The sequence below is a fragment of the Bacillus sp. DU-106 genome (assembly GCF_004799705.1).
GTDB classification, from domain to species: Bacteria; Bacillota; Bacilli; order Bacillales; family Bacillaceae_G; genus Bacillus_A; species Bacillus_A cereus.
The window spans coordinates 5,246,230-5,270,864 of record NZ_CP026607.1; the positions used below are offsets into that span (position 1 = coordinate 5,246,230).

Sequence of the window (24,635 nt, forward strand, 5' to 3'; positions counted from 1 at the left end):
ATAAGTTCTTATCGCTGGTAGTATGACCAGAATAAGGTAAAATATGTATATCTACATACCGGACTTTTTTCTACACTCAATAGGATAACAACTTGTACTCAAAAACTCAACCGTATTCACCTGCACAATAGTCCATGTAAACGCTTTTTTCCATATTTTTTATAAAAAATTCATTTTTATGCCTCTACAGCGAGCTCATTTCTCACAGCTTGACGAATTTCATCAATATCAAATGGTTTAGCAAAATGCATTAAAGCTCCTAAATCTTTTGCTTCTTGGATCATATCAAGCTCTCCATAAGCAGTCATTAAAATTACTTTAATACTCTCATCAATTTCTTTTACATGCTTTAAAATCTCTATACCATCCATGCCTGGAATTTTCATATCTAACACTACTAAATCTGGATTATCTTTTTTCACGATATCTAAAGCTTGAAATCCATTCGCTGCTTGGAATGTCTGATAACCTTCTTTTTGGAACACTTCATGTAATAACACACGAATCCCATATTGATCATCAACGATTAAAATTTTACCTTCCATAATTCCCAACCTTTCTGTGTAAGTACAAGATTTAAAGCTTCTTATATCTTAACGATTTAATTTCGCTATTCTTTGGCAAATTCCTTCCTATTCTTTCTTATTTTACCGTTTCCTATTTTGTTATGCTACCCTACGATTTCACCTTTCTAAAAAAATAAATTATAATGAAAGCCGGCAAACACGTACGAAGGGAGTAACATTATGTTAAAAATTTTTTCAACTCAATTAAGTGGTTATTTCTCCAGAGTTTCTCAAAAAGAAGAAATGAATATAGAAGATAGCGCTCGTTTACTTGCTCAAGCATTAGTTGGCGATGGTTTCATTTATTTACATGGTACAAATGAAATGGAGGGCGTTGTTGCCGAGGCACTATTCGGTGCTGAACCAATGAAGCAAGCAAAACGCTTATTTGAAAATGGTAAAGAAGCAGAAGTAACCTCTGCGGATCGTGTACTTCTTATTAGCCGTTTTTCAACAGATGAAGCGGTTGTAGAAATTGCAAAAAAACTACAAGAAGAGGGACACTCTATTGTCGGCATTTCTGCTCTTCAAGAAGGCACGGAATCACTCGAACGATATACAGACGTACATATTGATACAAAACTGTTACAAGGTCTGATTCCAGACGATGAAGGTAATCGCTACGGATTCCCAAGTTTAATAGTAGCCTTATTTGCTTATCACGGGATCAAATTCACAATCGATGAAATGTTAAATGAATATTAAAAAAAGCGCCTTATTTCAGGCGCTTTTTTTATTACTTGCTCTCTTTATTCGTAATAGAAGCTCTTACGAAGTCATGGAACAATGGTTGTGGACGGTTTGGACGAGAAACAAGTTCTGGGTGGAACTGTGCTGCCACGAACCAAGGATGATCTTTTAATTCAATGATTTCAACTAGACGACCGTCTGGGCTTGTACCAGAGAATACAAATCCTTCTTTTTCCATATCCGGACGGAACTGGTTGTTGAACTCATAACGATGACGATGACGTTCATATACAACCGGCTCATTATAAGCATTGTAAGCATTTGTTTCTTCAGCAAGCTTACATGGGTATAGACCAAGACGAAGTGTACCACCTAGGTCCTCTACATCTTTTTGTTCTGGTAATAAGTCGATGATTGCATATGGTGTGTCAGGATTGATTTCAGAAGAGTTAGCACCTTCTAAACCTAATACATTACGTGCAAATTCGATTGATGCAAGTTGCATACCTAAGCAAATTCCTAAGAATGGAACTTTGTTTTCACGAGCATATTGAATCGCAACGATTTTACCTTCTACACCACGATCACCGAAGCCACCTGGTACAAGGATACCATCTGTATCGCCAACTAATTCTTTTACGTTTTCTGCTGTTACGTGCTCAGCATTTACCCATTTTACTTCTACATCTGTGTCGAATGAGTAACCAGCATGACGAAGTGCTTCTACAACAGAAATATAAGCATCTTGAAGTTCTACATATTTACCAACAAGAGCGATTTTTGTTTTCTTAGAAAGATTACGCACTTTGTTAACTAGAGCAGTCCACTCTGTCATATCTGCAGCTGGATTGTCTAATTTTAAGTGGTCACAAACGATTTGGTCCATGTTTTGTTCTTGAAGAGATAATGGGACCGCATATAAAGTATCTGCATCGCGAGCTTCGATAACCGCTTTTGTATCGATGTCACAGAATAATGCAAGCTTGTCTTTCATATCTTGAGAAACAGGCATTTCTGTACGAACAACGATAATGTTTGGTTGAATACCTAAGCTACGAAGTTCTTTAACACTATGTTGTGTTGGTTTTGTCTTCATTTCACCCGCTGCTTTTAAGTACGGGATTAACGTACAGTGAATGTACATTACATTGTCACGACCGATGTCGCTCTTAATTTGACGGATTGCTTCTAAGAATGGTAGAGACTCGATGTCACCAACAGTTCCACCGATTTCTGTAATAACAACATCCGCATTTGTTTCACGACCAGAACGATATACGCGTTCTTTAATTTCGTTAGTAATGTGAGGAATAACTTGAACGGTTCCTCCTAAATATTCACCGCGACGCTCTTTTTGAAGAACTGAAGAGTAAATTTTACCTGTTGTTACGTTGCTGTATTTGTTTAAGTTAATGTCGATGAAACGCTCATAGTGACCAAGGTCTAAGTCAGTTTCTGCGCCATCATCTGTTACGAATACCTCACCGTGTTGATATGGGCTCATAGTCCCTGGGTCTACGTTAATGTATGGATCAAACTTTTGAATCGTTACGTTTAAACCACGATTTTTTAAAAGTCTTCCAAGAGATGCTGCTGTAATACCTTTTCCTAAAGACGATACTACACCGCCTGTTACAAAAATATACTTAGTCATGAAAAAGCTCCCTTCTATTTTGCTGTTATATAATCACCGTTGCAAAGCGCAACGTATGTAGATAACACTGTATCCATCTTATTGTTAGACTCTTTTTATTTTCTAAACAAAAAACAAAAAAGAAAATTGCTCCCCTCATCACAAAAAGTAATAAGTAGGGAGCAATTTTCTTTTATATTTACACTTTAAAAGTATTATCGTCCTTTTTTAAAGAGCCCAAAAATGATTCTACATGGACGATAATGAAAAGTCAAGAACTACAGTTCTTCCTCTTCTTCTTCTTCAGTTTCGTCATACTCAAGTTCTTCTTCAGCGAAGTCGTCGTCATCTTCGTCTAAATCATCAAGATCGTCGTCATCTCCGTCTTCTTCTTCAAGAACCTTGTCCAAATCTTCTACATCATCATCTTCGTCTTCACTTACGTCTGCATCGTCGAAGTCATCTTCATCTTCTTCAATGTAGTCGTCAAAACCGTCTTCTTCAACTTTACGTTTCTTCTTCGGTTTTGGTTGAGGCAAGATTTCTTCATCAATTTGCTCGTATGGGTACCAGCTGCGTAGCCCCCAACGATTTTCTCCTAAATTAATGAAACGTCCATCAATGTTTAAGTCTGTATAAAATTGTGCGATTTTCGCATTAACTTGCTCTTGAGATAGTCCCAGCACTTGAGCGATTTCTTGAACCAACTCGTTGAATGTCGTTGCTTGTTTTTTATCCCCTAAAACGCTATGTACAACTTCAATCATTGAACATTCTTTTAGCTCTTCTGGTGAATATTGCTTAAAATCCACTTATGCGGCACTTCCTTTCATCAAATATAACCTTATATATAACGGCCTGCTTAAAAAAATCCATACTATTCATTATAAACAAAAGTCGCACAAATATGCTACAAAAAAAAACGGGAAACTTTTATAGGGTAGTAAAATTATAATTTGTCTGTTCCTTATTTCGGAAGCATATGGGCCCCTTGCAATACATACCTAATTTGCATTTCTGTATATTCTTCGAGCGTATACAGTTTTTGCAGCGCCCAGCGTCTAAATCCCCACATCTGTCCTTGTATAAAAATATTATGGGCAAGAAGCTGTATTTCTTTTTTATTTAATGTAAATGTTCCATTTTCCGTACACTGTTCTAAAATATTCTCGAACATTCCTACCATTTGAAACTCCTTTTCTAATACATACGGAAGTGATTCTTTCGGTAAAAAGCGTACCTCTTGATACATTATCAATACTTCTTCCTGTAATTCATCCATCACTTTAAAATAATTCGTTATTGCTATCTTTAAACTTTCTACACTCCCTTTTTCTGTACAAACTACTTCCTCTAATCTTTCTTTTACATGTTCATAAATACTATCACAAACTAAATACAAAACATCATCTTTTGTACGAATATACTCATAAAGTGTCCCTATACTAAATCCAGCCGCTTTTGCAATTTCTCTCGTTGTTGTACGCGGAAATCCTTTTTGTTTAAACAGTTGCACCGCACCTTTAATCATTTGCTCACGTCTTAACGCAACTAATTTTTCATCTTTCACCGATGCATGTACATTATGTTTAACCATTCCCTTCACCTCTCTCTATTATTTTTTGGAAGGAAAAAGCGTAGGAAAATACCTACGCTTTCGTTCCTACTTCGTTAACATACGAGAAATTACAAGCCTCTGAATCTCTTGTGTTCCTTCATATATTTGTGTAATTTTTGCATCTCGCATATAACGCTCTACTGGATAATCTTTCGTATAACCGTAACCACCAAATACTTGCACCGCTTCAGTCGTCACCCTCATCGCTGTATCTCCTGCAAATACTTTTGACATCGCTGACTCTTTTCCATACGGAAGCCCTTCTGATTCAAGCCAAGCCGCTTGATATGTTAAAAGGCGTGCCGCTTCTACATCTGTTGCCATATCCGCAAGTTTAAAGCCAATCCCTTGCTGCGCCGCAATTGGTTTTCCAAATTGATGGCGCTCCCTTGCATATTCTACAGAAGCATCTAAAGCCCCTTGTGCAATACCAACAGCTTGCGCCGCAATACCGTTACGACCTCCATCTAATGTTTGCATCGCAACTTTAAACCCTTGCCCCTCTTCTCCAAGTAGATTCTCTACAGGAATACGGCAATCTTCAAACATAATTTCAGTCGTTGGTGAAGAGCGAATCCCTAGCTTGCTCTCCTTCTTCCCAACTGAAAATCCCGGTGTATCACTTTCTACAATAAATGCACTCGTACCGCGCTGCTTTGATTCAGGATCAGTTAGCGCAAAAACAACGTAAATATCAGCAATACCGCCATTTGTAATGAAAATTTTTGATCCATTTAAAATATAATGGTCTCCATCTCTCTTTGCGATTGTCTTCATTCCACCAGCATCCGATCCAGATCCTGGCTCCGTTAAGCCGTATGCACCAATTTTCTTTCCTTCAGCCATCGGTCGTAAAAACTTTTGCTTTTGCTCTTCCGTCCCAAATTTAAAAATTGGCCATCCTGCAAGTGAAGTATGCGCGGACAGTGTTACGCCTGTTGAAGCACAAACGCGGGATAATTCTTCAATAGCGATTACGTACGCTAAGTAATCGCTTCCAATTCCACCGTACTCTTCAGGCCACGGAATACCGGTTAAACCAAGCTCTGCCATTTGATCAAATAATTCTCGATCAAATCGCTCTTCCTCATCACGCTCAGCTGCTGTTGGTGCCACTTCATTTTTAGCAAAATCTCGAACCATTTTTCTTATCATTTCATGTTCTTCTGATAGTTTAAAATGCATCTCCGTCTCCCCCTCGCCCTTTTATAAAGCACGGCTAATAACAAGTTTCTGTATTTCACTTGTTCCTTCATATATTTGCGTGATTTTCGCATCACGGAAAAATCGTTCTACTGGATAGTCTTTCGTATAACCGTAACCACCAAACACTTGCACCGCCTCAATCGCGACTTCAACCGCTGTCTTAGAAGCAAATAATTTCGCAATAGATGCTTCTTTACCGCATGGTAAGCCCTGTGCCCTAAGAGATGCCGCTCTATATACGAGTAACCTTGCTGCTTCGACACTTGTTGCCATATCTGCAAGCTTGAAGCCAATCCCTTGCTGCGCCGCAATTGGCTTCCCGAATTGCTCTCTTTCTTTTGCATAATCAATTGCACAGCCAAGCGCCGCTTCAGCAATTCCTAACGCCTGCGCACCGATTCCAATTCGCCCAACATCTAAATTCGCCATTGCCACCTTAAATCCTTGTCCTTCTTCCCCAAGTAAATTCTCAGCTGGCACTTTCATATCTTCAAAAGTAAGTTGTACTGTACGAGAACCGAGAAGTCCCATCTTATGTTCATCTTTTCCAATGATTAAACCAGGTGTATCTTTCTCTACTATAAATGCAGAAATACCACTTTTTCCTGCCTCTGGATTTGTAGAAGCGAATACAATGTATGTACTTGCTTCACCACCATTTGTAATAAACACTTTCGATCCATTAATAATATAATGATCACCTTTTTTCACAGCTCTTGATTTCAAACTCCCTGCATCTGATCCTGCATTTGGCTCTGTTAAAGCAAATGCACCTAAATATTCCCCAGTTGCAAGTTTAGAAACATATTTTTTCTTCTGTTCTTCTGTTCCGAAATATAAAATCGGATTCATTCCAACTGACGTATGTACAGCTAAAATTACACCAACTGTTGCACTTACCTTTGAGATTTCCTCAATTGCTAGAATGTAAGATATAAAGTCCATTTCTGCCCCACCGTATTTTGCAGGCGCTGGAATACCCATTAATCCAAGCTCACCCATCTTTTGCAAAATCTCTTTCGGGAACACCCCTTGTTCCATACTAGGAACAAAGGGAGCTATTTCCTTCTGTGCAAAATCCCGAACCATTTTCCTCATCATTTGCTGCTCTTCATTAAAACGAAAGTTCATATATTCCGCCTCCATTTGCTATATATCCTTTAAATAATTTGGTAAGACCACTATGTTGTAACAAAGGGGGCATTTATTCGTAAACGTAGAATCCACGACCTGTTTTACGCCCTAACCATCCTGCATTCACATACTTACGTAATAACGGACATGGGCGATATTTACTATCTCCTAATCCTTCATGCAACACTTCCATAATGTATAAACACGTATCTAAACCGATAAAATCGGCGAGTGTCAAAGGCCCCATCGGATGGTTCATACCAAGCTTCATGACTTCATCAATTGCTTCTTTCGTCGCTACACCTTCATATAACGTATAAATTGCTTCGTTAATCATCGGTAGCAAAATACGATTTGATACAAAACCTGGGAAATCATTCACTTCAACTGGTACTTTCCCAATTTTTTTCGTAATATCTTCAATTGCTTCATATACCGCATCATCGGTAGCCAAACCACGAATAATCTCAACAAGCTTCATAACTGGAACTGGATTCATAAAGTGCATACCGATTACTTTTTCCGGACGCTTCGTTACCGCTGCAATTTCTGTAATTGGCAGAGATGACGTATTCGTTGCTAAAATTGCGTGTTCTGGAGCAATTTCATCTAGATTCGCAAAGATTTTCTTTTTAATATCCATTTTCTCAACAGCGGCTTCAATAATAAGATCCGCTTCTTTCACACAATCTAAATCAAGCGTTACTGTAAGACGATTTAATGTGGCTTCCTTCTCTTCTTCCTTCATACGTCCTTTTTCTACTTGCCGTGCTAAGTTTTTCGTAATGATAGCCAATCCTCTATCTAATTGCTCTTGCTTTAAATCTTGTACCTTCACGTCATATCCTGCCATTGCACATACTTGTGCAATTCCTGATCCCATTTGCCCTGCACCAATTACAACAATGTTTTGTACACCCATTTTTTCTTCCCCCTTAATTGTTAATAAATTTTATACCCTCGAACTTTAATTAGTGAACTTCAATCATCACTGCGTCCCCTTGACCGCCACCGCTACAAATCGAAGCAATTCCAATTCCGCCGCCGCGCTGCTTAAGTGCATGGATTAGTGTAACGATAATGCGCGCTCCGCTTGCTCCAATTGGATGTCCCATCGCTACCGCGCCGCCATTTACATTCAATTTTTCCGGATCAATTCCTGCGATTTCTGTACTTGCAATTGCTACCGCTGCAAAGGCTTCATTAATCTCGAATAAATCAATGTCTTCAATTGTCTTTCCTGTTTTTTCAAGCAATGCGTTAATTGCATAACCTGGAGTTCTTGGGAAATCTTTAGATTCCACTGCAATTGCTGTATGCGCCAAAATTGTCGCTAATGGCTTTCTTCCTTCTTGCTTCGCTCTGTCTTCGCTCATTAATACAAGTGCGGCACCACCATCGTTTAGTCCCGGCGCATTACCAGCTGTCACCGTCGCTGTCTTATCAAATACAGGTTTTAACTTTGCTAACTTTTCAATCGTTGTATCTTCACGTGGCGCCTCATCCTTTGCAACGACAATAGGATCGCCTTTTCTTTGCGGAATCGTTACTGGCACGATTTCCTCTTCAAAACGCCCTTCTTTATGCGCTGAAACCGCACGCTGATGGCTACGATATGCCCATTCATCTTGCGCTTCACGAGAAATTCCATCTTCCTTTGCAACTTCTCCGCCATAAACGCCCATGTGTGTACCTGAAAATGCGCATGTTAAACCGTCAGCAACGTTTAAATCAATAACTTCGTTGTTGCCCATTCTGTATCCCCATCTTGCTCCACGTAAAATGTAAGGACTGTTACTCATCGACTCCATACCGCCAGCTACAATCAGTGATTGATCGCCAGTACGAATAATCTGATCCGCTAACGTAACCGCACGAAGCCCTGATGCACAAACTTTATTCACTGTTTCCGTCTGCACTTCCCAAGGGATTCCAGCAGCCCTCGCAGCTTGGCGCGATGGAATTTGTCCCTGCCCACCTTGAATAACCGTTCCAAATATAACTTCTTCAACATCACTAGCCGCAACATTTGCTCTTTCAAGTGCTGCTTTAATTGCAATTCCTCCAAGTTCCGTCGCTTTTACATCCTTTAAAGATCCTCCAAATTTTCCAACTGGTGTTCTTGCGGCACTTAAAATAACTGTTTTACTCATGTTTCTTTCCCCCATTTCATTTTTTAACACTGAGCGCTCGCTCGGTATCCCTACGTTGAGAAGAGGTGCAATCATTGCACCTCTTTCTAAAGTTGTATACATTCTTACAAACTACATTGCTTCTTTTTTCTGTCCGATAACAGATCGTTCTAAAATCTCTGTCACATCAAGAGTTTGAACTTTCTCTTCTACCTCTTTCGCTTTCGTTCCATCACTGATCATCGTTAAGCAATATGGACAACCTGTACCGATAATGGATGGCTGTACAGCTAATGCTTGTTCTGTACGAGCAACGTTAATACGAGAACCTGTTGTTTCTTCCATCCACATTAAGCCACCACCTGCGCCACAGCACATTCCAGTTTCACGGTTACGTGCCATTTCTACAAGATTCACTCCAGGAATCGCTTTCAAAATGTCACGTGGCGCTTCGTACACTTCGTTGTATCTTCCTAAATAACAGGAATCATGGTACGTAACTGTTTCTTCAATAGCGTGAACAGGCTTTAAGCGCCCTTCTTTCACCCACTGAGCTAACAATTCTGTATGATGATAGACTTCTGCTTGCAAGCCAAAGTCCGGATACTCATTTTTAAATGTGTTATAAGCATGAGGATCAATCGTAACGATTTTCTTCACTCCTGCCTTTTCAAATTCTTCGATATTCTTTGTCGCCATCTCTTGGAATACAAATTCATTTCCGAGGCGGCGTGGTGTATCTCCAGAATTCTTTTCTTTATTACCGAGAATTGCGAATGAAATACCTGCTTCGTTCATTAACTTCGCAAACGATATCGCAATCTTCTGACTACGATTGTCGTATGATCCCATTGAACCAACCCAGAATAAATACTCGAATTCCTCCCCAGCTTTTGATTTTTCTTTTACAGTTGGAACTGTTACTTCGTCATCACCTTGGCGCCATGTTTCACGCTCTTTACGGTTCAGACCCCACGGATTCCCTTGACGCTCGATATTTGTCATCGCGCGTTGTGCTTCCGCGTCCATTTTTCCTTCTGTTAAAACGAGATATCGACGTAAATCAATAATTTTGTCAACATGCTCATTCATAACTGGGCATTGATCTTCACAGTTACGACACGTTGTACATGCCCAAATCTCTTCTTCTGTAATAACATCTCCGATTAAACTCGGATCGTAAGCGAGCGTTGTAGACGCTGATTCTTGTTGTCCTTTTCCAGCTGCCATCATCGCTAACTGATTTCCTTGTGTATTATTGAAGGCAACTACTGGAACCCACGGTGCTTTTGATGTTACCGCAGCTCCTTTATCAGTTAAATGATCGCGAAGTTTTAAAATTAAGTCCATCGGCGATAACATTTTTCCTGTTCCTGTTGCCGGACACATATTTGTACAACGGCCACACTCTACACAAGCGTATAAGTCAATAAGTTGATTTTGTCTAAAGTCTTCAATTTTACCAACACCAAATGTTTCTTGCGTTTCATCTTCAAAATCAATCTTTTCAAGCTTCCCTGGGTTTGAAAGACGACCGAAGAATACATTAGCTGGTCCTGCAATTAAATGCGCATGTTTTGATTGTGGAACATACACTAAAAACGTTAACAAAATTAGTAAATGCACCCACCAAGAAAAATAGAACACTGAAATGGCTACGGTTTCATTTATCCCGCTAAAAACGTAAGCGATTGCAGAAGCAATTGGTTCACTCCATGAAAGCTCCTCGCCATGCCATATAAGTCCCATACCGTTACCAAGTAGCACAGAAATCATTAAGCCACCGATAAAGATAAGAACAAGACCTGATTTGAAGTTACGTTTTAAACGAACAAGCTTTTCTACATAACGTCTATGAAAAGCCCAAAATACTGCAATTAAAATAACAAGTGTGACAATTTCCTGGAAGAATGTAAATGCAGGGTATAGTGGTCCAAGTGGAAGATGTGATCCTGGTGCGAGTCCTTTCCAAACGAAGTCAATTGCTCCAAATTGGACAAGAATAAATCCGTAAAAGAACATAACGTGAATGATGCCGCTTTTCTTATCTTTCAGCAGCTTTTTTTGACCGAAAACATTGACCTTAAGGAGATCCCAACGCTCTTTAAAACGACGGTCAAATTCAATTTTTTTTCCTAATTGTATGTAGGCCATTCTCGTCCGTATAAGATATACAAACAAATATCCTGCATAAGCAATAACAGCAATGGCAGCCAGCCAATTAATGATCAGTAAGCTATTCATTTTTATGCTACCCCTCTCTTTGTAAGCCCTCTTTCTTTTTTGAATCTTCAAAAATATATAATTTTCTGAATTATATCCCCTATCCCCATTATATAATGAGTGAGCATTCAGTCAACAGTTTTTTGTTATAGAACAACACATTTTTTCATAAAGCTGTTTATTTCGGTGAAACTATAAAGTGAAACTTTAATCAGCAGGGGTGGTTCATCCCCCGCTGATTATTAGTTGAACCAATCGTGCTTTTACGGGCAGTTGATTTTCAAGCTAACTTCTACTTATTCAACAGTTTTTGAGTCGAAAGGCTTACTGCCCGTTAAAGCGGGATAAAGTGACACTTTAACCAGTACAAGATCTATCCTCTAAAGAAATTTATAATAACAGCCGTGCTACCCGTATCATTTGTAACACACTGAAGGTGAAAAGAATGCGAAGGAGGGAATTCACTAATGCTCTACTTATCTCTTTTGTTAATATCCGTTGCTCTTTGGATTACAATTGACCTTTCATACGGGAGACTTCTTCATTTAAAACGAGTAAGCTCTCGCACTTTCCCTTTACGTCAAAGTGATTTTCACCTTTATACATACGGGAAAGATTTGTATGACGCTTTATTTACTGATATAAAACAAGCACAGCATCACATTCATATTTTATTCTTCATTGTAAAAAACGATAAAATCAGTCGTGAATTTTTAAAATTGCTGATTGATAAGGCTCAGGAAGGAATTGAAGTACGACTTTTACTTGATCGATTTGGCAGCCATTCTTTATCAAACGAAGCTATTCGCTCCCTGCAAAAACATGGTGTATCTTTTTCATTTTGTCATAAGGTAAAATTTCCTCTGCCTTTCTTTTCTGCCAATCAACGAAATCATAGGAAAATTACAGTGATTGATGGGAAAACCGGCTATATCGGGGGATTTAATATCGGTGAAGAGTATCTAGGGCATAATGAATATTTAGGATTATGGCGAGACTACCATTTACGTCTTACAGGAGAAGGGGTTCAAGATTTACAAAAGCAATTTTTGCATGACTGGTTTGATGATACGAAACAAAATTTATTAGATGCTTCTCTTTATTTTCCAAAACAAAACCCAGGTACCATCCTGCATCAATTTATTCCGACTGATGGGGCTTATTTACAGCATACTTTTTTACATTTAATTAACGCGGCAAAAAAAGAAATCTGTATCGGTACACCATATTTCATTCCTGGAAAAAAAATTATGAATGCCTTATTAAAAGCAAGAGAAAGAGGGGTTCAAATCACAATTCTTGTTCCAGAAAAAGCTGATCACCCTCTTGTTCGAGAAGCCAAATTTCCGTACTGCCGAAAATTAATACAGGCTGGTTGCAATATTTATGCATTTCAACAAGGTTTTTTTCACGCCAAAATTATTATAGTAGACGATGATATTTGCGATATCGGAACAGCAAACTTTGATATGAGAAGTTTATATATTAACCATGAAATAAACTGCCTGTTATATAATAAACATTTCATTCAAACAGTAAAAAAGAAATTCCATGAAGATCTAGAGAATGCATCTGTACTTTCCTATAGCGATGTAAACCCGCCTTCTCTTATCGATAGAGGAAAGGAATGGATTGGAACAATGTTTGCTTTCTTTTTATAGGAAAGACAATGAATAAAAGAGGTGTATCTCATATGCTTATACGGTTTGGATATGTCTCACATGCAATGGCACTCTGGGACTGTTCTCCTGCCAAAACAATGACGTTTACAAGCTTTAAGAAACTCAGCAAGCAAGAGCGAGAAGACAAACTGTACCATGTTATAAGGCAAAATTTAGAGCACACAATACGTATCCTTCATTACAATATAGCGCATGAAATCCCACTATATCGCCTATCGTCTTCCATCGTCCCACTTGCAACACATCCCGAAGTCGAGTTTGACTATATTGGGGTATTCACACCACTTTGGCGTAAAATAGGGGCTTTAATTAAAGAACACAATTTACGAATAAGTTTTCATCCAAATCAATTTACGCTATTTACAAGCGACAAGCCACATATTACTACTAACGCTATTACGGATATGACTTATCATTATAAAATATTGGATGCTATAGGCATTGCAGATTCTTCTTACATTAATATTCATGTAGGTGGAGCCTATGGAAATAAAGAAAAGGCAATTGATCGCTTCCATGAAAACATAAAAAAACTTCCTACACATATAAAAAAACAAATGACTCTTGAAAATGATGATAAAACCTATACAACCGCTGAAACTTTATCAATTTGCCAAAAAGAAAATATTCCATTTGTATTTGATTATCATCATCATATGGCCAATCTTTGCGAGGAACCACTAGAAGAGTTGCTTCCTGCAATTTTTGAAACTTGGTCACATACAAATATTTCTCCTAAAGTTCACATTTCCTCCCCGAGATCGGAAAAAGAATTTAGGGCTCATGCTGAATATATCGATTTAGAGTTTATTAAGCCTTTCTTACACATTGCAAAAAAACACAATCATAATTTCGATATTATGATTGAAAGTAAACAAAAAGACTTAGCATTATTCCAATTAATAGATGAACTTTCTGCTATAAGAGGAATTAAAAGAATAGGTGGTGCAATGTTACAGTGGTAAATTGTAACTTTGCACCATTTTTTCAAAAAAGTAATTTTTATAGTAAAAAACATCCTATTTTATATGCTATTATTTAAATTAGCATTCCCTCGAGATTCAACTTTATTGAAACGGAGTCATAATATGATTAATCAAAAAAAATATGTACAATTTGTCATAATATACATATCTATATTTGCTCTTTGGATACTCTTTATTCCAAATGAGTCGCATATAAAGGAGATTGGAATTCTTTTCTTATTCTGTTTCGCTGCACTTTTTTCTTGTCACTGTTTATATAAAGCTATTAAGAGAATGAAACGAAGTGATAAACTATTTTGGATTTTATTACTATGTACTTGCCTATGTGGGTTAGTTATGGAGATAACCCTATTTCTTAGTTCACTTTCTATACATGATCAATCTATATTTTCATATAAAGCATTACCTTTTTTTATCATACAATATATTTTGCTCTTTGTTGGATTTGCTATAAAGTTTATAAAAAATTATTCTATTAAGGGGCTTTCTCAATTTTCATTCGATAGCATCTTTATTATTATTATGAACATTTATTTCACCTTAACTTTTATCTTAGACCTTTCAAGCTTCCGCATGTTAACAAAGGATACTTGGATTTTAATTGGGTATTTCATTGCACAATCATTAGTAATTTACGCCGTTATTAGCCTATATAGAAGAGAACAATATTCTTCTAGTAGAATTGCATTAATTATCGGTTTCACTATTATACTCGTATACGGTTATATTCATCTGTTTCAATTGAATTTTGGGATGAAAACTTCTGCTGAAATTAATTATTTAATACACACTGCTTCTATTTTATTAATTGGACTTTCTTCCATACTATATATTTTAGATAAACCAATGCAGCATGAAACGAAAACAAAATATTATCGATTCGATTATGTACGTTTTATACTACCTTATTTTAGTATAATTATTACTTTTTCTTTTATTATCATTCAACCTTGGGATGATAAATTCATGTTAATCGGTCTCGTATTATCACTTATTTTGTTATTCTTGCGGCAACTTTACATGTGGAAAGATAATCAAGCACTAATTCATACATATGAACAGTTGACTACACAACTAGAGGACGAAGTTGAAGAAGGTGCATTTGCATTATCAAAAAGTGAACAACGTTATAAATCTTTATTCGAGGACCATCCCGATGCCGTTTTCTCTTTAAATATGAATGGCATTTTTCAACAATCTAATAAGGCGTGCGAAAGCTTATTTACTGCCTATTATTGCGAAGTGGCAAGCTATTCTCTGGTACACTTCATTGATTCAAAAGACCACGAACTACTAAAGAAGGCTTTACAAATTACAAAGGAAGGTAGGCCACAAACGTTAGAAGTTCGTACAAAAGAACAAGAAGGCTATTATTATTATCTCCATATTACACTTATCCCTACTTTTATAAACAAAGAAGTGGTCGGAATGTTTGGGATAGCACGTGATATTACCACCTTATATGAAAAACAAAAACAAGTAGAACATTTAGCCTTTCACGATGCACTTACTGGATTACCAAATCGTCGAAAGTTCGAAAAAGATTTAAAAGCCATTTTAAATACAGCCCAAACTAACGCAAATGATGTCGCCGTCATATTCCTTGATTTAGATCGATTTAAAAAAATTAACGATAGACTTGGCCATGACGTTGGAGATTTATTATTAATTGAAGTAGCAAAAAGATTACGCGGTTGCTTGCGTTCAAAAGATATCGTCGCTCGCCAAGGTGGAGATGAGTTTACAATTCTATTACCAGAAATGTACTCAGAAAAAAGTGCAATTTTTATAGCTGAACAGATTTTAACTATTTTAAACAAACCATTCTTCATTCAAGGCGAAGAACTTTCTATTACACCAAGTATCGGAATTGCGATGTACCCTGATTATGGAACTGATGTAAATGAGTTAATGAAAAATGCTGATATGGCTATGTATCGTGCGAAAGCAAATGGAAAAAACAGATTTGTTTTCTTCTCAAAAGAAATGAGTATCGCTCAAAATGAAATTCAATTCTTAGAAGGTGAACTTTCAAAAGCATTACAACAAAATGAATTTTTCCTTGAATACCAGCCACAAGTAAGCACAAAAACAAAACAAATTATCGGTTTTGAAGCATTAATACGTTGGAAGCATCCAAAACTCGGTATCGTATCTCCTGCCCAATTTATCCCTCTAGCAGAGGAAACTGGTTTTATTATTGAACTTGGCAATTGGATTTTACGTACTGCTTGTTTAGAGGCAAAAAGATGGCATAATCAAGGTTTCTCTCATTTAAAAGTTGGTGTAAATTTATCTGTTGTTCAATTTAACCATGCAGATTTAATCCCAACTATTTCAAAGGTATTGGAAGAAACAGAACTGAAACCAGAAGCACTAGATATTGAAATTACGGAAAGCATCGCAATTAATCAAAATCAATCTGTAGTTGCAAAACTAGAACAACTTCAAAATCTCGGTATTCAAATTTCAATCGACGACTTTGGAACTGGTTATAGTTCTTTAGCTTATTTAACAAAATATCCAATCAACACATTAAAAATCGCTCGAGAGTTTATTTGTGGAATTACAACTAGCCCTTTAGAAGAAGCAATTGTCTCTTCCATTATTACACTATCAAAACAACTAAATTTAGAAGTGATTGCAGAAGGTGTAGAAACGGAAGAAGAATGGGAATTTTTACATAAACAAAATTGTGATCACATTCAAGGATTCTTTATTAGCAAACCTGTTTCTAGTAAAGACGTTTGGATGTTACTCCATAAAAAAACAACCGCCTAAGTAAGACGGTTGTTTTTTAATATTCAAAAGGTAAATCTTTAGCTAATTGTACCTCTTGATCGTTATGAGAAATTATATGGCTTTTCTCTAATGCCGTATCGCCTAATGAAATACCCCATGCCATCGCTAACGTTAATAAACTACCAATAAGTAATTTCTTCATATTCCATCACCCACATTTTTTATTTTAATATATCATGAAAATTTATATCTATTATATGCAATTATGCATACCCATTTTTTAGGATATTTATCTGCTGATCTTATTTACGAGCGCTTCTTTATATGCATGCATTTCTAATATATCAAAAAAGAAACTTGCCTTTTTATATGCATCTTCAACCTCTGCCCCATCGTACTCCAACTTCCCTAGGCATTCACCTTTTTGATAATATAGCTGTCCAATTAATGCCATACTATTAATTCGGCATGATATTTCAATCGCTTTATTTACTTGATAAAGTGACTCTTCATATTGATTATCTAAATATAATGCTTTCGCATGATTATATCTTACCTTCACTTCAAATTCTTCATTATCATGCAATACCTCTAATTGTTTTAATATATCTTCAAATAACTCAATACTCTTCTTAAAATAGCTATTTTCAGCATAAATATTTGCAATCGCATTTTCTATATAAAGATTTTGGTATACGTCTATTCCAGCTAACTGTTGATTTAACAATTTTTTTAATTCTAAAATACAATATTCGTAATCGATTTTCTTTAATATGTAAGCTGCTACATGATATTGCCATTGAAGAAATTGCTGGAATTCAGGATGATATTCTTCCTTTTTCAGCTCATTCCATACTTTATTATAAATTTCTTTATATTTCTTTTGCTTACAAAGCATAATGATTTGATCTTTAAACTGTTTTTTTCTTTCAATATCGGAATAAATGAGTACCTCATAAAAATGAATAATAGGAACTTGTAATTTTGCTGCGATACCTTGCAATATATCCATACTTGGGTATACCGCACCCGATTCAATTCTACTCACTTCCGATTGATGACATATATTATCGGATAACTGTTTCTGTGTTAATCCTCTCATCACCCTAATTTTCTTAATTTCACTTCCTAATTTTTCTGCGTGCATACTTACTCACCATCCCATTAGAACAATCTAATTTTTTGAGTTGTCATACCACTACAATAATGTGAATTCGACAATTTTTGATATGAAATAATGCATAATATATATAAAATTCGGCAAATTTTTCATACAATTCATCTCACATACAATAATAGATTAGGAGTGTTATAGATGAATTATAGAAAACTTGCTAGTGCTTTCGTTACATTCGGTCTTCTTTGCCCTTTATCAACAGAAGCTATTCATGCTCAAGAATTAGACAAAAGTGCAGTCAAAGTTGAAATTGCTCAGCCTGGTTTAACAATCGGGAAATTAACACAACCTCAAAATGATACGAAAGAAAATATTGCTAAAAAGTATTTAAAAGGTGAGGTAAATGGGGCGAAAGCTCAACAAGAACAAGTCACTACTGAAAAAAATGTAGATTTCCAACCTACAAATAAAGAAACCAAAGAAAATCAAACCGAAGTTCGCCTTGCACAAACATATAAAAACTATAAAATATATGGCCAAGATCTCATTGTAAAAGTAGATAAAAATGGAGTAATCACAACTGTTAGTGGTAAAGTTGTTCAAAATTTAAATCAACAACCTAATCTTACTATAACAAATTTTTTGTCGAAAAATGAAGTAAAATCTAAATTACGCGATATAGTTCAAATTCCAAGTGATGCAGTTGAGACAGAATTCTCTAGCGAAACCGTTGTTTATAAGAAAAAAGATGGCTATTATACATTCGCAACTGTTATTACATTTACTTATGAAAACAATGAACAAATTATAAACGGCAATGCTATCGTTGATTTAAAAACTGGAGAAGTACTTTTCCAAGAAAAGTTCATTAAAAACAAAGAGAATAAGACTATAAATCAAGTAACATCACCTAGATTATCCCCTGCAAGTGAGCAAGGAACTGGGAAAAATGCACTTCAAGAAAACATCTCTTTCAAAATTGCCAAAGGAACTGATGGAAAATTTTATTTAGCGGATTTATCACGCGGAAATGGTATTTATATTTATAATGCAAACTACGCCGATTCCCTTGGAGGATATAGTCAAGCTGGTTATCCAGGGACACTAATTTCAAGTAGTACTCCTAATTTTGCAGATAAAGAAGCCGCGGGCGCTATGAAGAACATGAGTGATATTTACGATTACTTTAAGAAAGAACATAATCTAAAAAGTTACGACAATAAAGATTCAAAAGTTGTTGCTAGTGTACACGGTTTTGATTCTACTGAAGTTAGTGATGGTGTAAAAGAAGACTATGTAAATGCATTTTGGCATCCCGCTTGGAACCAAATGGTATTTGGTGATGGTTTAGACGGAAAACTAACATCCGCTCTTGATGTAACAGCTCATGAATTTGGACATGCTGTATTCAGTGGCACGACGAAAAATAAAGTCGTGAGATATCCAAGCGCTGAAACATCTGCACTAAACGAGGGATTAGCGGATTTCTGGGGTACACAAATCGAATATTACGTAAAGAAAGATAAAGGAAACTGGATTATGGGCGATACATTAGGTGGCCTAACAATTCGTGATATCCCAAGGGAAATTGGTGACGGCGGTCATAAACTATATACAAATTTACAAGATTTCTATAACGATGGTAATAATCAAGAATCACACGTGAATTCTGGTATTATCAGTCACGTATTATATCAATTAGCTGAAGGTAAAACATATAACGGTGTTGCTGTTCAAAAACAAGGAAATGAAAAAGTAAGTAAAGTTGTTATGCGTGCATTGCAAAATTATGCAACTTCCGCTGAAGACTTTGAATCACTTCAATCTCATATCGTACAAGCTGCAAAAGATTTATATGGCACTGCCGTATCAAATGAATTTGCAAAGGCATTTGAAGCACACGGTTACAAACCGTTACAAAAAGTAAATCAAGTAATAGAAGTACAATAATTATAAAAAGAAGGTTACCTCTCATAGGTAACCTTCTTTTTATATCCAACCCTTTTCTTCCGCAATTGTAATTGCCTCAATTCTATTTTTCGCATCAAGCTTCGCTAATACTTCAGAAATATAATTACGTACTGTACCCGGCGAAAGATAAAGTGCCTTCGCAATTTCGTTTGCCGTCTTTCCTTCTTTCGCAAGTAACAGTACTTCCTTTTCGCGATCTGACAACGGATTTTGCTCCTGCCATAAGCCAAACATTAAATCTTGGGAGACCTCTCGTTTCCCCTTCATTACATTACGAATTGCTGCCGCTAAATCTTCACTTGGGCTATCCTTTAATAAATAGCCGTGCACACCAGCTTTCATTGCTCTTTCAAAATATCCCGGCCGTGCAAATGTTGTTAAAATCATTACTTTGCATGATGATTTTTCTTTCTTTAAAGTCTCAGCGACATCCAATCCACTTTGAATCGGCATTTCAATATCCATAATACTTACATCTGGCTTTAACGATTCAATTAATTCTAACGCCTCTTCCCCGTTCGCAGCTTGCCCAATTACTTCGATATCATCTTCTAGATCAAGCAGGGCCCCTAATGCACCACGAAGCATCCGCTGGTCTTCTGCAATAATAATTCGAATCATGCCCTCACCTCACCTTTTCCTGTTCTAATAACAACTGGAACTTTTACCGTTAATAACGTCCCTGGATTGATTGTACCTAGTTCAACAAATCCATCAATAAGAGCAATTCGTTCTTTCATGCCGCGAATACCATTTCCATCATGATTTTGATCTGTTAAACCGATTCCGTTATCTTCTACTTTCAAAATCAGTTCACCTTGTGATTCTAATACAGAAACTGCGCACCGCGTTGCCTTACTATGTTTTACAACATTTGTAACGGCCTCACGTAAACACATCCCGACAATATTTTGTTCAATTGGTGATAACGAGCTCGATCTTGCTTCTTGCCTCACTTCTAATTCAATATTAGCTGCTTGTAAGATCGCTTTTATTTGCTCTAGCTCTTCTTCTACCGTAATCATACGCATATCAGAAATTAATTCTCTCAGCTGTTTTAAGGCTGTACGAGACGTTTGTGTAATTTCCTTCGCTTCCGCACTTGCACGCTCTGGATTTTTCACAATTAACTTCTCTACAAGCTGGCTTTTCAAAGTAATAAGAGATAACGTATGCCCTAATGTGTCATGAAGATCTCTTGCAATCCGCTGCCGTTCTTCACGTTTTACTAAGTCTTTAATTTGCTCGTTCGCCTGATCCAATTGATTTCTTAACATCTTTTTCTGATTAAAATTGCGCATACCAAATGGCGTAAGAAGCATTAAAATAAACATTGGAACGATATTTACTAAACTTGTAGTTGTTAGTTGATTCATATTTACAAATAAAAATGCTCCAAGCATGATAACTAACGAACATAACAGCACTCGAAATACTTTCTTATTTGGCGCAAATCCCATCGCACTTGCTGTGAAAAAGCCAAAAAATATCATAAAAGGATTATAAAATAAAGCAAATAAAAAGATGAGTACCATTTGAATACACGCCCAAAAAACAAACGTCCTCTGAACAAAATAAAGCTGACGGTATGTGACGATAAAAATTATCAACATACCGCTTCCTATTACAAGCTTCCATCCTGATGCCTGCGCTAAGTGATAAATTGGAAATAATAGATAAACAAACCACATATACGGGAAGAATCCCATATGTTTCGGAAAAATCTCAATCCTCTTCTTCTCTATCATTTATACCGCTTCCTGTCTTTTTCTTATATATATTGATACTACAACAAATATAAGGAAATAACCTCCTAATACCGCGATATTTTCCCATCCAATTGATTTTCCAGCTACAATATCCCACGCACCACTTCCGAAATGGTATGTCGGTGTCCATTCACCAATCGTTCTTAATATTTTGGGGAATACTTCAATCGGCATCCATAACCCGCCAACTATAGCTAAACTCATATTTAAAATATTTGCTAAGCCAGCAGCTGCGTCCGCCTTCTTAATGGAACCTATTACTGTTCCTAACGCTAAAAATGGTGTTACCCCTAACAATAACCATAATCCCGCACCAATCCATTGCCCTACCGTTAACTCAACATGATTAATTAGTATCCCTGCAATAAAGATAACTAATATTGAAAAAGCATTTACTACTGTTTGAGCGATAATTTTTGCTGTTAAATATGCTCCCTCTGGAAGCGGTGTAATTTTTAGAAGATGTGTCCATCCTTGCCCTCTTTCCTGAGAAAGTCTCACACCGAAACTAAAGAGTGCAGTCCCTACAATACTGAAAGTTGCCATCGAAATTAAATAATGTGCTTTCCACGCATCTCCGTTTTGTGGTACTTGAACAACATTTGTAAAAATGTAGTAAAACATAACAGGCATTAATAATGAGAAAAAGATAAATAATTTATTGCGGAATGTACGTAAAATTTCTATTTTGCATTGCATCCATAATGCTCTCATGCGATTTCCTCCTTCTGATTTGCGACAAACTGTTCGAATGCTTCATCAAGACTTCCACGTTCAACTGAAACATCTGTTACAGGTAAACTCTTTTGATAAATGGCTTTTAAAGTTGCATCCGTATCCTCCGTTGTTAAAATGAAGCGTCCTTCGCTTGACTTTACTTCTGTTACATTTGGTAATTCCTTTAGTAATTTTGTAGGAATGCTTTCCTTCGAGTAAAATGTGATTGTTTTTCGCGAAATCGTCGCTTTCATTTCGTCTGGTGTACCATCTACGATAATCTTTCCGCTCGCAAATAATAAGATACGATTTGCTAAAGCATCTGCTTCTTCTAAATAATGCGTCGTTAAAATAATTGTTTTCCCTTCACTTGCTAACTTTCGAATCGTTTCCCAAAACATTCTTCGAGACGTAATATCCATTCCGACTGTCGGCTCATCTAAAAATAACAAATCTGGATTTCCCGCAAGTGCAAGCGCAAAATTCAACCTTCTTTTTTGCCCACCTGATAACTTCTCACATCTTTGCTTTCGCTCTGATTCTAAATTTGATAACTGCAGTAACGTTTCTTTCGCTATAGGATTCGTATAATAACTACGGAATAACTCAATTGCCTCTTCCACCGTAATACTATCAATGACACTTACTTCTTGCAGCATCGCACCGAGGCTATTACGAACATCTCTATGCTTTGGACTCTTTCCAAATATAAAGACCTTACCTTCTGTCGGGTCCTTTAATCCAAGCATCATCGACATCGTCGTTGTTTTCCCCGCACCATTCGGACCAAGTAACGCTACTATTTCCCCTTTATTTACATGAAATGAAACATTATTTACTGCGTTTTTATGTTTAAATGTTTTAGAAACACCATTTACTTCAATAATCTTTTCCATCTCTCCACCCCCGCTGTTTCTTATATTTACATTGTATTACTTGGAAAACTTAGGAAACAGTATGATGCGTCATGACATCGATATGACAATTGTCATGTATTCTTTATGAGAGGAATCAACCCGCATACCGCAAGCGAGTAGCAGGACGAAAATAAACATGATACAATCGGATAAGATATATATTCGAGGAAGGACAGTGGTTTTCATGATTATTCGTAATGAACAAGATTTAGAAGGCTTACGAAAAATCGGCCGCATCGTTGCGCTTGCACGTGAAGAAATGAAAAAAGAAGCTAAGCCAGGTATGACAACGAAAGAGCTTGATTTGATCGGTAAAAAAGTATTAGATGAGCATAGTGCTATTTCTGCACCTGAAAAAGAATATGATTTCCCAGGTGTAACTTGCATTAGTGTAAATGAGGAAGTTGCTCATGGTATTCCAGGAGATCGCGTATTAAAAGAAGGCGACTTAGTAAACGTCGATGTATCTGCTGCACTTAATGGCTATTATGCAGATACAGGTATCTCATTTGTTCTTGGAGAAGACGAAGCAAAAGAAAAGCTTTGCCAAGCAGCAGTTGATGCATTTTGGGCAGCAATGAAAAAGGTTAGAGCTGGCTCAAAACAAAATCAAATTGGTCGTGCTGTTTCAAACTTCGCACATAAAAGTGGATACAATGTTATTCAAAACTTAACTGGTCACGGCATTGGTCTTAGCTTACATGAAGCACCAAATCACATTTTAAGTTACTATGATCCAATGGATAATGCGCTTCTAAAAGACGGTCTTGTTATCGCTGTAGAACCGTTCATCTCTATGAAAGCTGATCATATTATTGAACGTGGTGACGACGGCTGGACATTCGTTACACCTGATAAAAGTCTTGTTGCACAATGTGAACATACGGTTGTCGTAACGCGCGGCGAACCAATAATTTTAACAGAAATCTAATACCAAAAACGGCTGTTTTGTAGATTTATTCCACATAAAACAGCCGTTTTTATTTTTGGGAAAATATGTGAACTACTGTTGAACTCTTTATCATTTAAGTATATAATCTTTAGCGGAGGTTACTTAAGCTTATCTTTACTAAAAAGATATTGTAACTAAAAACACCTTCTTTCTTATTGTTTAAACAGTCTCAAAAATGACCGTAGTAACGTGTTAGTCGAATATTCTGTAATTCTTATATTCCTCTAACAATGTAAGAAACTATCATCTTTCAACTTCGGTCCACTAATCGCACAACTCTCTTTAGACAAAATAAATGACTATTTTCAAAGTACATATTGTCTTCATTCTGACCAAAACCAACCCTATCTAGCTTTTTATCTCCACATAACTTTAAGGCAAAAATAAGCCTTCACAAAGGGATACACTACATTGGTTAGTATGTATCGTAAAACTTACCTTTATAACCATTCTTTTTTACTAGATATACATGAAAACTATCTCACATATAAAGGTCTGATATCATTCTTTATATCAGTATTTTTTTCGACATTTTTTGTCGAATTGTGTATATTTCCATAGAACTGTGTAAATATACATT

At 36.6% G+C, this 24,635-nt stretch carries 21 protein-coding genes; 6 read left to right on the top strand and 15 right to left on the bottom strand.

Annotated features, from left to right (window positions below; all coding sequences use genetic code 11):
• Positions 1–176 precede the first annotated feature (176 nt).
• Positions 177–545, bottom strand: a complete 369-nt coding sequence (gene spo0F / locus C3Y97_RS26895) for a sporulation initiation phosphotransferase Spo0F (protein ID WP_000398594.1) — start codon at positions 543–545, stop codon at positions 177–179.
• 201 nt (positions 546–746) lie between these two features.
• Here spo0F and C3Y97_RS26900 point away from each other — a divergent pair, with 201 nt between their 5' ends.
• Positions 747–1,271, top strand: coding sequence for a DUF2529 domain-containing protein (locus C3Y97_RS26900; protein WP_000912403.1), 525 nt, complete (start codon positions 747–749; stop codon positions 1,269–1,271).
• 31 nt (positions 1,272–1,302) lie between these two features.
• Here the strand turns inward: C3Y97_RS26900 and pyrG are convergent, their stop codons facing one another.
• The 8 genes from pyrG to C3Y97_RS26940 form a co-directional block, all read right to left on the bottom strand.
• Entirely contained in the window at positions 1,303–2,910 is a 1,608-nt protein-coding gene (gene pyrG, locus C3Y97_RS26905; protein ID WP_000170460.1) for a CTP synthase, read from the bottom strand.
• 257 nt (positions 2,911–3,167) lie between these two features.
• Positions 3,168–3,701 carry a DNA-directed RNA polymerase subunit delta gene (gene rpoE, locus C3Y97_RS26910; protein WP_000346279.1) on the bottom strand — a complete coding sequence of 178 codons (534 nt, stop codon included), beginning with the start codon at positions 3,699–3,701 and terminating at the stop codon, positions 3,168–3,170.
• Between the two features lie 155 nt (positions 3,702–3,856).
• Positions 3,857–4,486, bottom strand: a complete 630-nt coding sequence (locus C3Y97_RS26915) for a TetR/AcrR family transcriptional regulator (protein ID WP_000238605.1) — start codon at positions 4,484–4,486, stop codon at positions 3,857–3,859.
• A 66-nt stretch (positions 4,487–4,552) separates the two neighbouring features.
• The gene (gene acdA, locus C3Y97_RS26920; RefSeq protein WP_000545544.1) at positions 4,553–5,692 is read right to left on the bottom strand and encodes an acyl-CoA dehydrogenase AcdA; all 1,140 of its coding nucleotides are present in this window, start codon (positions 5,690–5,692) and stop codon (positions 4,553–4,555) included.
• A 21-nt stretch (positions 5,693–5,713) separates the two neighbouring features.
• On the bottom strand, positions 5,714–6,844 hold the full coding sequence (locus C3Y97_RS26925) for an acyl-CoA dehydrogenase (protein WP_001011179.1): 1,131 nt from the start codon (positions 6,842–6,844) through the stop codon (positions 5,714–5,716).
• 73 nt (positions 6,845–6,917) lie between these two features.
• Complete coding sequence (locus tag C3Y97_RS26930; protein ID WP_000538874.1) at positions 6,918–7,769, bottom strand: 3-hydroxybutyryl-CoA dehydrogenase; 852 nt, start codon at positions 7,767–7,769, stop codon at positions 6,918–6,920.
• Positions 7,770–7,818: 49 nt separating this feature from the next.
• Complete coding sequence (locus tag C3Y97_RS26935; protein ID WP_002026635.1) at positions 7,819–9,102, bottom strand: acetyl-CoA C-acetyltransferase; 1,284 nt, start codon at positions 9,100–9,102, stop codon at positions 7,819–7,821.
• A 9-nt stretch (positions 9,103–9,111) separates the two neighbouring features.
• Positions 9,112–11,223 carry a (Fe-S)-binding protein gene (locus C3Y97_RS26940; protein WP_001086776.1) on the bottom strand — a complete coding sequence of 704 codons (2,112 nt, stop codon included), beginning with the start codon at positions 11,221–11,223 and terminating at the stop codon, positions 9,112–9,114.
• Positions 11,224–11,669: 446 nt separating this feature from the next.
• Between C3Y97_RS26940 and cls the strand changes: the two genes are divergently transcribed.
• The 3 genes from cls (at position 11,670) to C3Y97_RS26955 (ending at position 16,651) form a co-directional block, all read left to right on the top strand.
• Entirely contained in the window at positions 11,670–12,863 is a 1,194-nt protein-coding gene (gene cls / locus C3Y97_RS26945) for a cardiolipin synthase (protein WP_000966423.1), read from the top strand.
• Positions 12,864–12,895: 32 nt separating this feature from the next.
• Complete coding sequence (gene uvsE / locus C3Y97_RS26950; protein ID WP_002183013.1) at positions 12,896–13,849, top strand: UV DNA damage repair endonuclease UvsE; 954 nt, start codon at positions 12,896–12,898, stop codon at positions 13,847–13,849.
• A gap of 123 nt (positions 13,850–13,972) precedes the next feature.
• Positions 13,973–16,651 (top strand): DUF4084 domain-containing protein, encoded by a 2,679-nt coding sequence (locus tag C3Y97_RS26955; RefSeq protein ID WP_002184091.1) that lies wholly within the window; start codon positions 13,973–13,975, stop codon positions 16,649–16,651.
• A gap of 16 nt (positions 16,652–16,667) precedes the next feature.
• Here the strand turns inward: C3Y97_RS26955 and C3Y97_RS26960 are convergent, their stop codons facing one another.
• Complete coding sequence (locus C3Y97_RS26960) at positions 16,668–16,814, bottom strand: quorum-sensing peptide PapR (protein WP_000734730.1); 147 nt, start codon at positions 16,812–16,814, stop codon at positions 16,668–16,670.
• A gap of 87 nt (positions 16,815–16,901) precedes the next feature.
• Positions 16,902–17,759, bottom strand: coding sequence for a transcriptional regulator PlcR (gene plcR / locus C3Y97_RS26965; protein WP_000542909.1), 858 nt, complete (start codon positions 17,757–17,759; stop codon positions 16,902–16,904).
• A gap of 168 nt (positions 17,760–17,927) precedes the next feature.
• Here plcR and C3Y97_RS26970 point away from each other — a divergent pair, with 168 nt between their 5' ends.
• Complete coding sequence (locus C3Y97_RS26970) at positions 17,928–19,679, top strand: M4 family metallopeptidase (protein ID WP_136363714.1); 1,752 nt, start codon at positions 17,928–17,930, stop codon at positions 19,677–19,679.
• Between the two features lie 39 nt (positions 19,680–19,718).
• Here C3Y97_RS26970 and C3Y97_RS26975 read toward each other — a convergent pair whose 3' ends face one another.
• The 4 genes from C3Y97_RS26975 to C3Y97_RS26990 are packed head-to-tail and all read right to left on the bottom strand — an operon-like array spanning position 19,719 to position 23,082.
• Positions 19,719–20,321 carry a response regulator transcription factor gene (locus C3Y97_RS26975; protein WP_000619237.1) on the bottom strand — a complete coding sequence of 201 codons (603 nt, stop codon included), beginning with the start codon at positions 20,319–20,321 and terminating at the stop codon, positions 19,719–19,721.
• On the bottom strand, positions 20,318–21,448 hold the full coding sequence (locus C3Y97_RS26980) for a sensor histidine kinase (RefSeq protein WP_136363715.1): 1,131 nt from the start codon (positions 21,446–21,448) through the stop codon (positions 20,318–20,320). The genes C3Y97_RS26975 and C3Y97_RS26980 overlap by 4 nt, the downstream gene beginning before the upstream one ends.
• Positions 21,449–22,183 carry an ABC transporter permease gene (locus tag C3Y97_RS26985; RefSeq protein ID WP_001202431.1) on the bottom strand — a complete coding sequence of 245 codons (735 nt, stop codon included), beginning with the start codon at positions 22,181–22,183 and terminating at the stop codon, positions 21,449–21,451.
• On the bottom strand, positions 22,180–23,082 hold the full coding sequence (locus C3Y97_RS26990; RefSeq protein WP_000411128.1) for an ABC transporter ATP-binding protein: 903 nt from the start codon (positions 23,080–23,082) through the stop codon (positions 22,180–22,182). Before C3Y97_RS26990 ends, C3Y97_RS26985 begins: the two co-directional genes overlap by 4 nt.
• 157 nt (positions 23,083–23,239) lie before the next feature.
• On the opposite strand from C3Y97_RS26990, the gene map reads away from it, so the two are divergent.
• Positions 23,240–24,034, top strand: coding sequence for a type I methionyl aminopeptidase (map, locus tag C3Y97_RS26995; protein ID WP_136363716.1), 795 nt, complete (start codon positions 23,240–23,242; stop codon positions 24,032–24,034).
• The last annotated feature ends 601 nt before the right edge of the window (positions 24,035–24,635 follow it).

Excerpts from the sequence above, each read along its gene's own strand:
- acdA (WP_000545544.1), bottom strand. The coding sequence starts at position 5,692 with ATGCATTTTAAACTATCAGAAGAACATGAAATGATAAGAAAAATGGTT.
- map (WP_136363716.1), top strand. The coding sequence starts at position 23,240 with ATGATACAATCGGATAAGATATATATTCGAGGAAGGACAGTGGTTTTC.
- pyrG (WP_000170460.1), bottom strand. The coding sequence starts at position 2,910 with ATGACTAAGTATATTTTTGTAACAGGCGGTGTAGTATCGTCTTTAGGA.
- C3Y97_RS26955 (WP_002184091.1), top strand. The coding sequence starts at position 13,973 with ATGATTAATCAAAAAAAATATGTACAATTTGTCATAATATACATATCT.
- C3Y97_RS26925 (WP_001011179.1), bottom strand. The coding sequence starts at position 6,844 with ATGAACTTTCGTTTTAATGAAGAGCAGCAAATGATGAGGAAAATGGTT.
- C3Y97_RS26940 (WP_001086776.1), bottom strand. The coding sequence starts at position 11,223 with ATGAATAGCTTACTGATCATTAATTGGCTGGCTGCCATTGCTGTTATT.
- uvsE (WP_002183013.1), top strand. The coding sequence starts at position 12,896 with ATGCTTATACGGTTTGGATATGTCTCACATGCAATGGCACTCTGGGAC.
- C3Y97_RS26980 (WP_136363715.1), bottom strand. The coding sequence starts at position 21,448 with ATGATAGAGAAGAAGAGGATTGAGATTTTTCCGAAACATATGGGATTC.
- C3Y97_RS26930 (WP_000538874.1), bottom strand. The coding sequence starts at position 7,769 with ATGGGTGTACAAAACATTGTTGTAATTGGTGCAGGGCAAATGGGATCA.
- C3Y97_RS26975 (WP_000619237.1), bottom strand. The coding sequence starts at position 20,321 with ATGATTCGAATTATTATTGCAGAAGACCAGCGGATGCTTCGTGGTGCA.
- C3Y97_RS26990 (WP_000411128.1), bottom strand. The coding sequence starts at position 23,082 with ATGGAAAAGATTATTGAAGTAAATGGTGTTTCTAAAACATTTAAACAT.
- C3Y97_RS26900 (WP_000912403.1), top strand. The coding sequence starts at position 747 with ATGTTAAAAATTTTTTCAACTCAATTAAGTGGTTATTTCTCCAGAGTT.
- cls (WP_000966423.1), top strand. The coding sequence starts at position 11,670 with ATGCTCTACTTATCTCTTTTGTTAATATCCGTTGCTCTTTGGATTACA.
- C3Y97_RS26970 (WP_136363714.1), top strand. The coding sequence starts at position 17,928 with ATGAATTATAGAAAACTTGCTAGTGCTTTCGTTACATTCGGTCTTCTT.
- C3Y97_RS26935 (WP_002026635.1), bottom strand. The coding sequence starts at position 9,102 with ATGTATACAACTTTAGAAAGAGGTGCAATGATTGCACCTCTTCTCAAC.
- C3Y97_RS26960 (WP_000734730.1), bottom strand. The coding sequence starts at position 16,814 with ATGAAGAAATTACTTATTGGTAGTTTATTAACGTTAGCGATGGCATGG.
- spo0F (WP_000398594.1), bottom strand. The coding sequence starts at position 545 with ATGGAAGGTAAAATTTTAATCGTTGATGATCAATATGGGATTCGTGTG.
- plcR (WP_000542909.1), bottom strand. The coding sequence starts at position 17,759 with ATGCACGCAGAAAAATTAGGAAGTGAAATTAAGAAAATTAGGGTGATG.
- C3Y97_RS26915 (WP_000238605.1), bottom strand. The coding sequence starts at position 4,486 with ATGGTTAAACATAATGTACATGCATCGGTGAAAGATGAAAAATTAGTT.
- C3Y97_RS26985 (WP_001202431.1), bottom strand. The coding sequence starts at position 22,183 with ATGAGAGCATTATGGATGCAATGCAAAATAGAAATTTTACGTACATTC.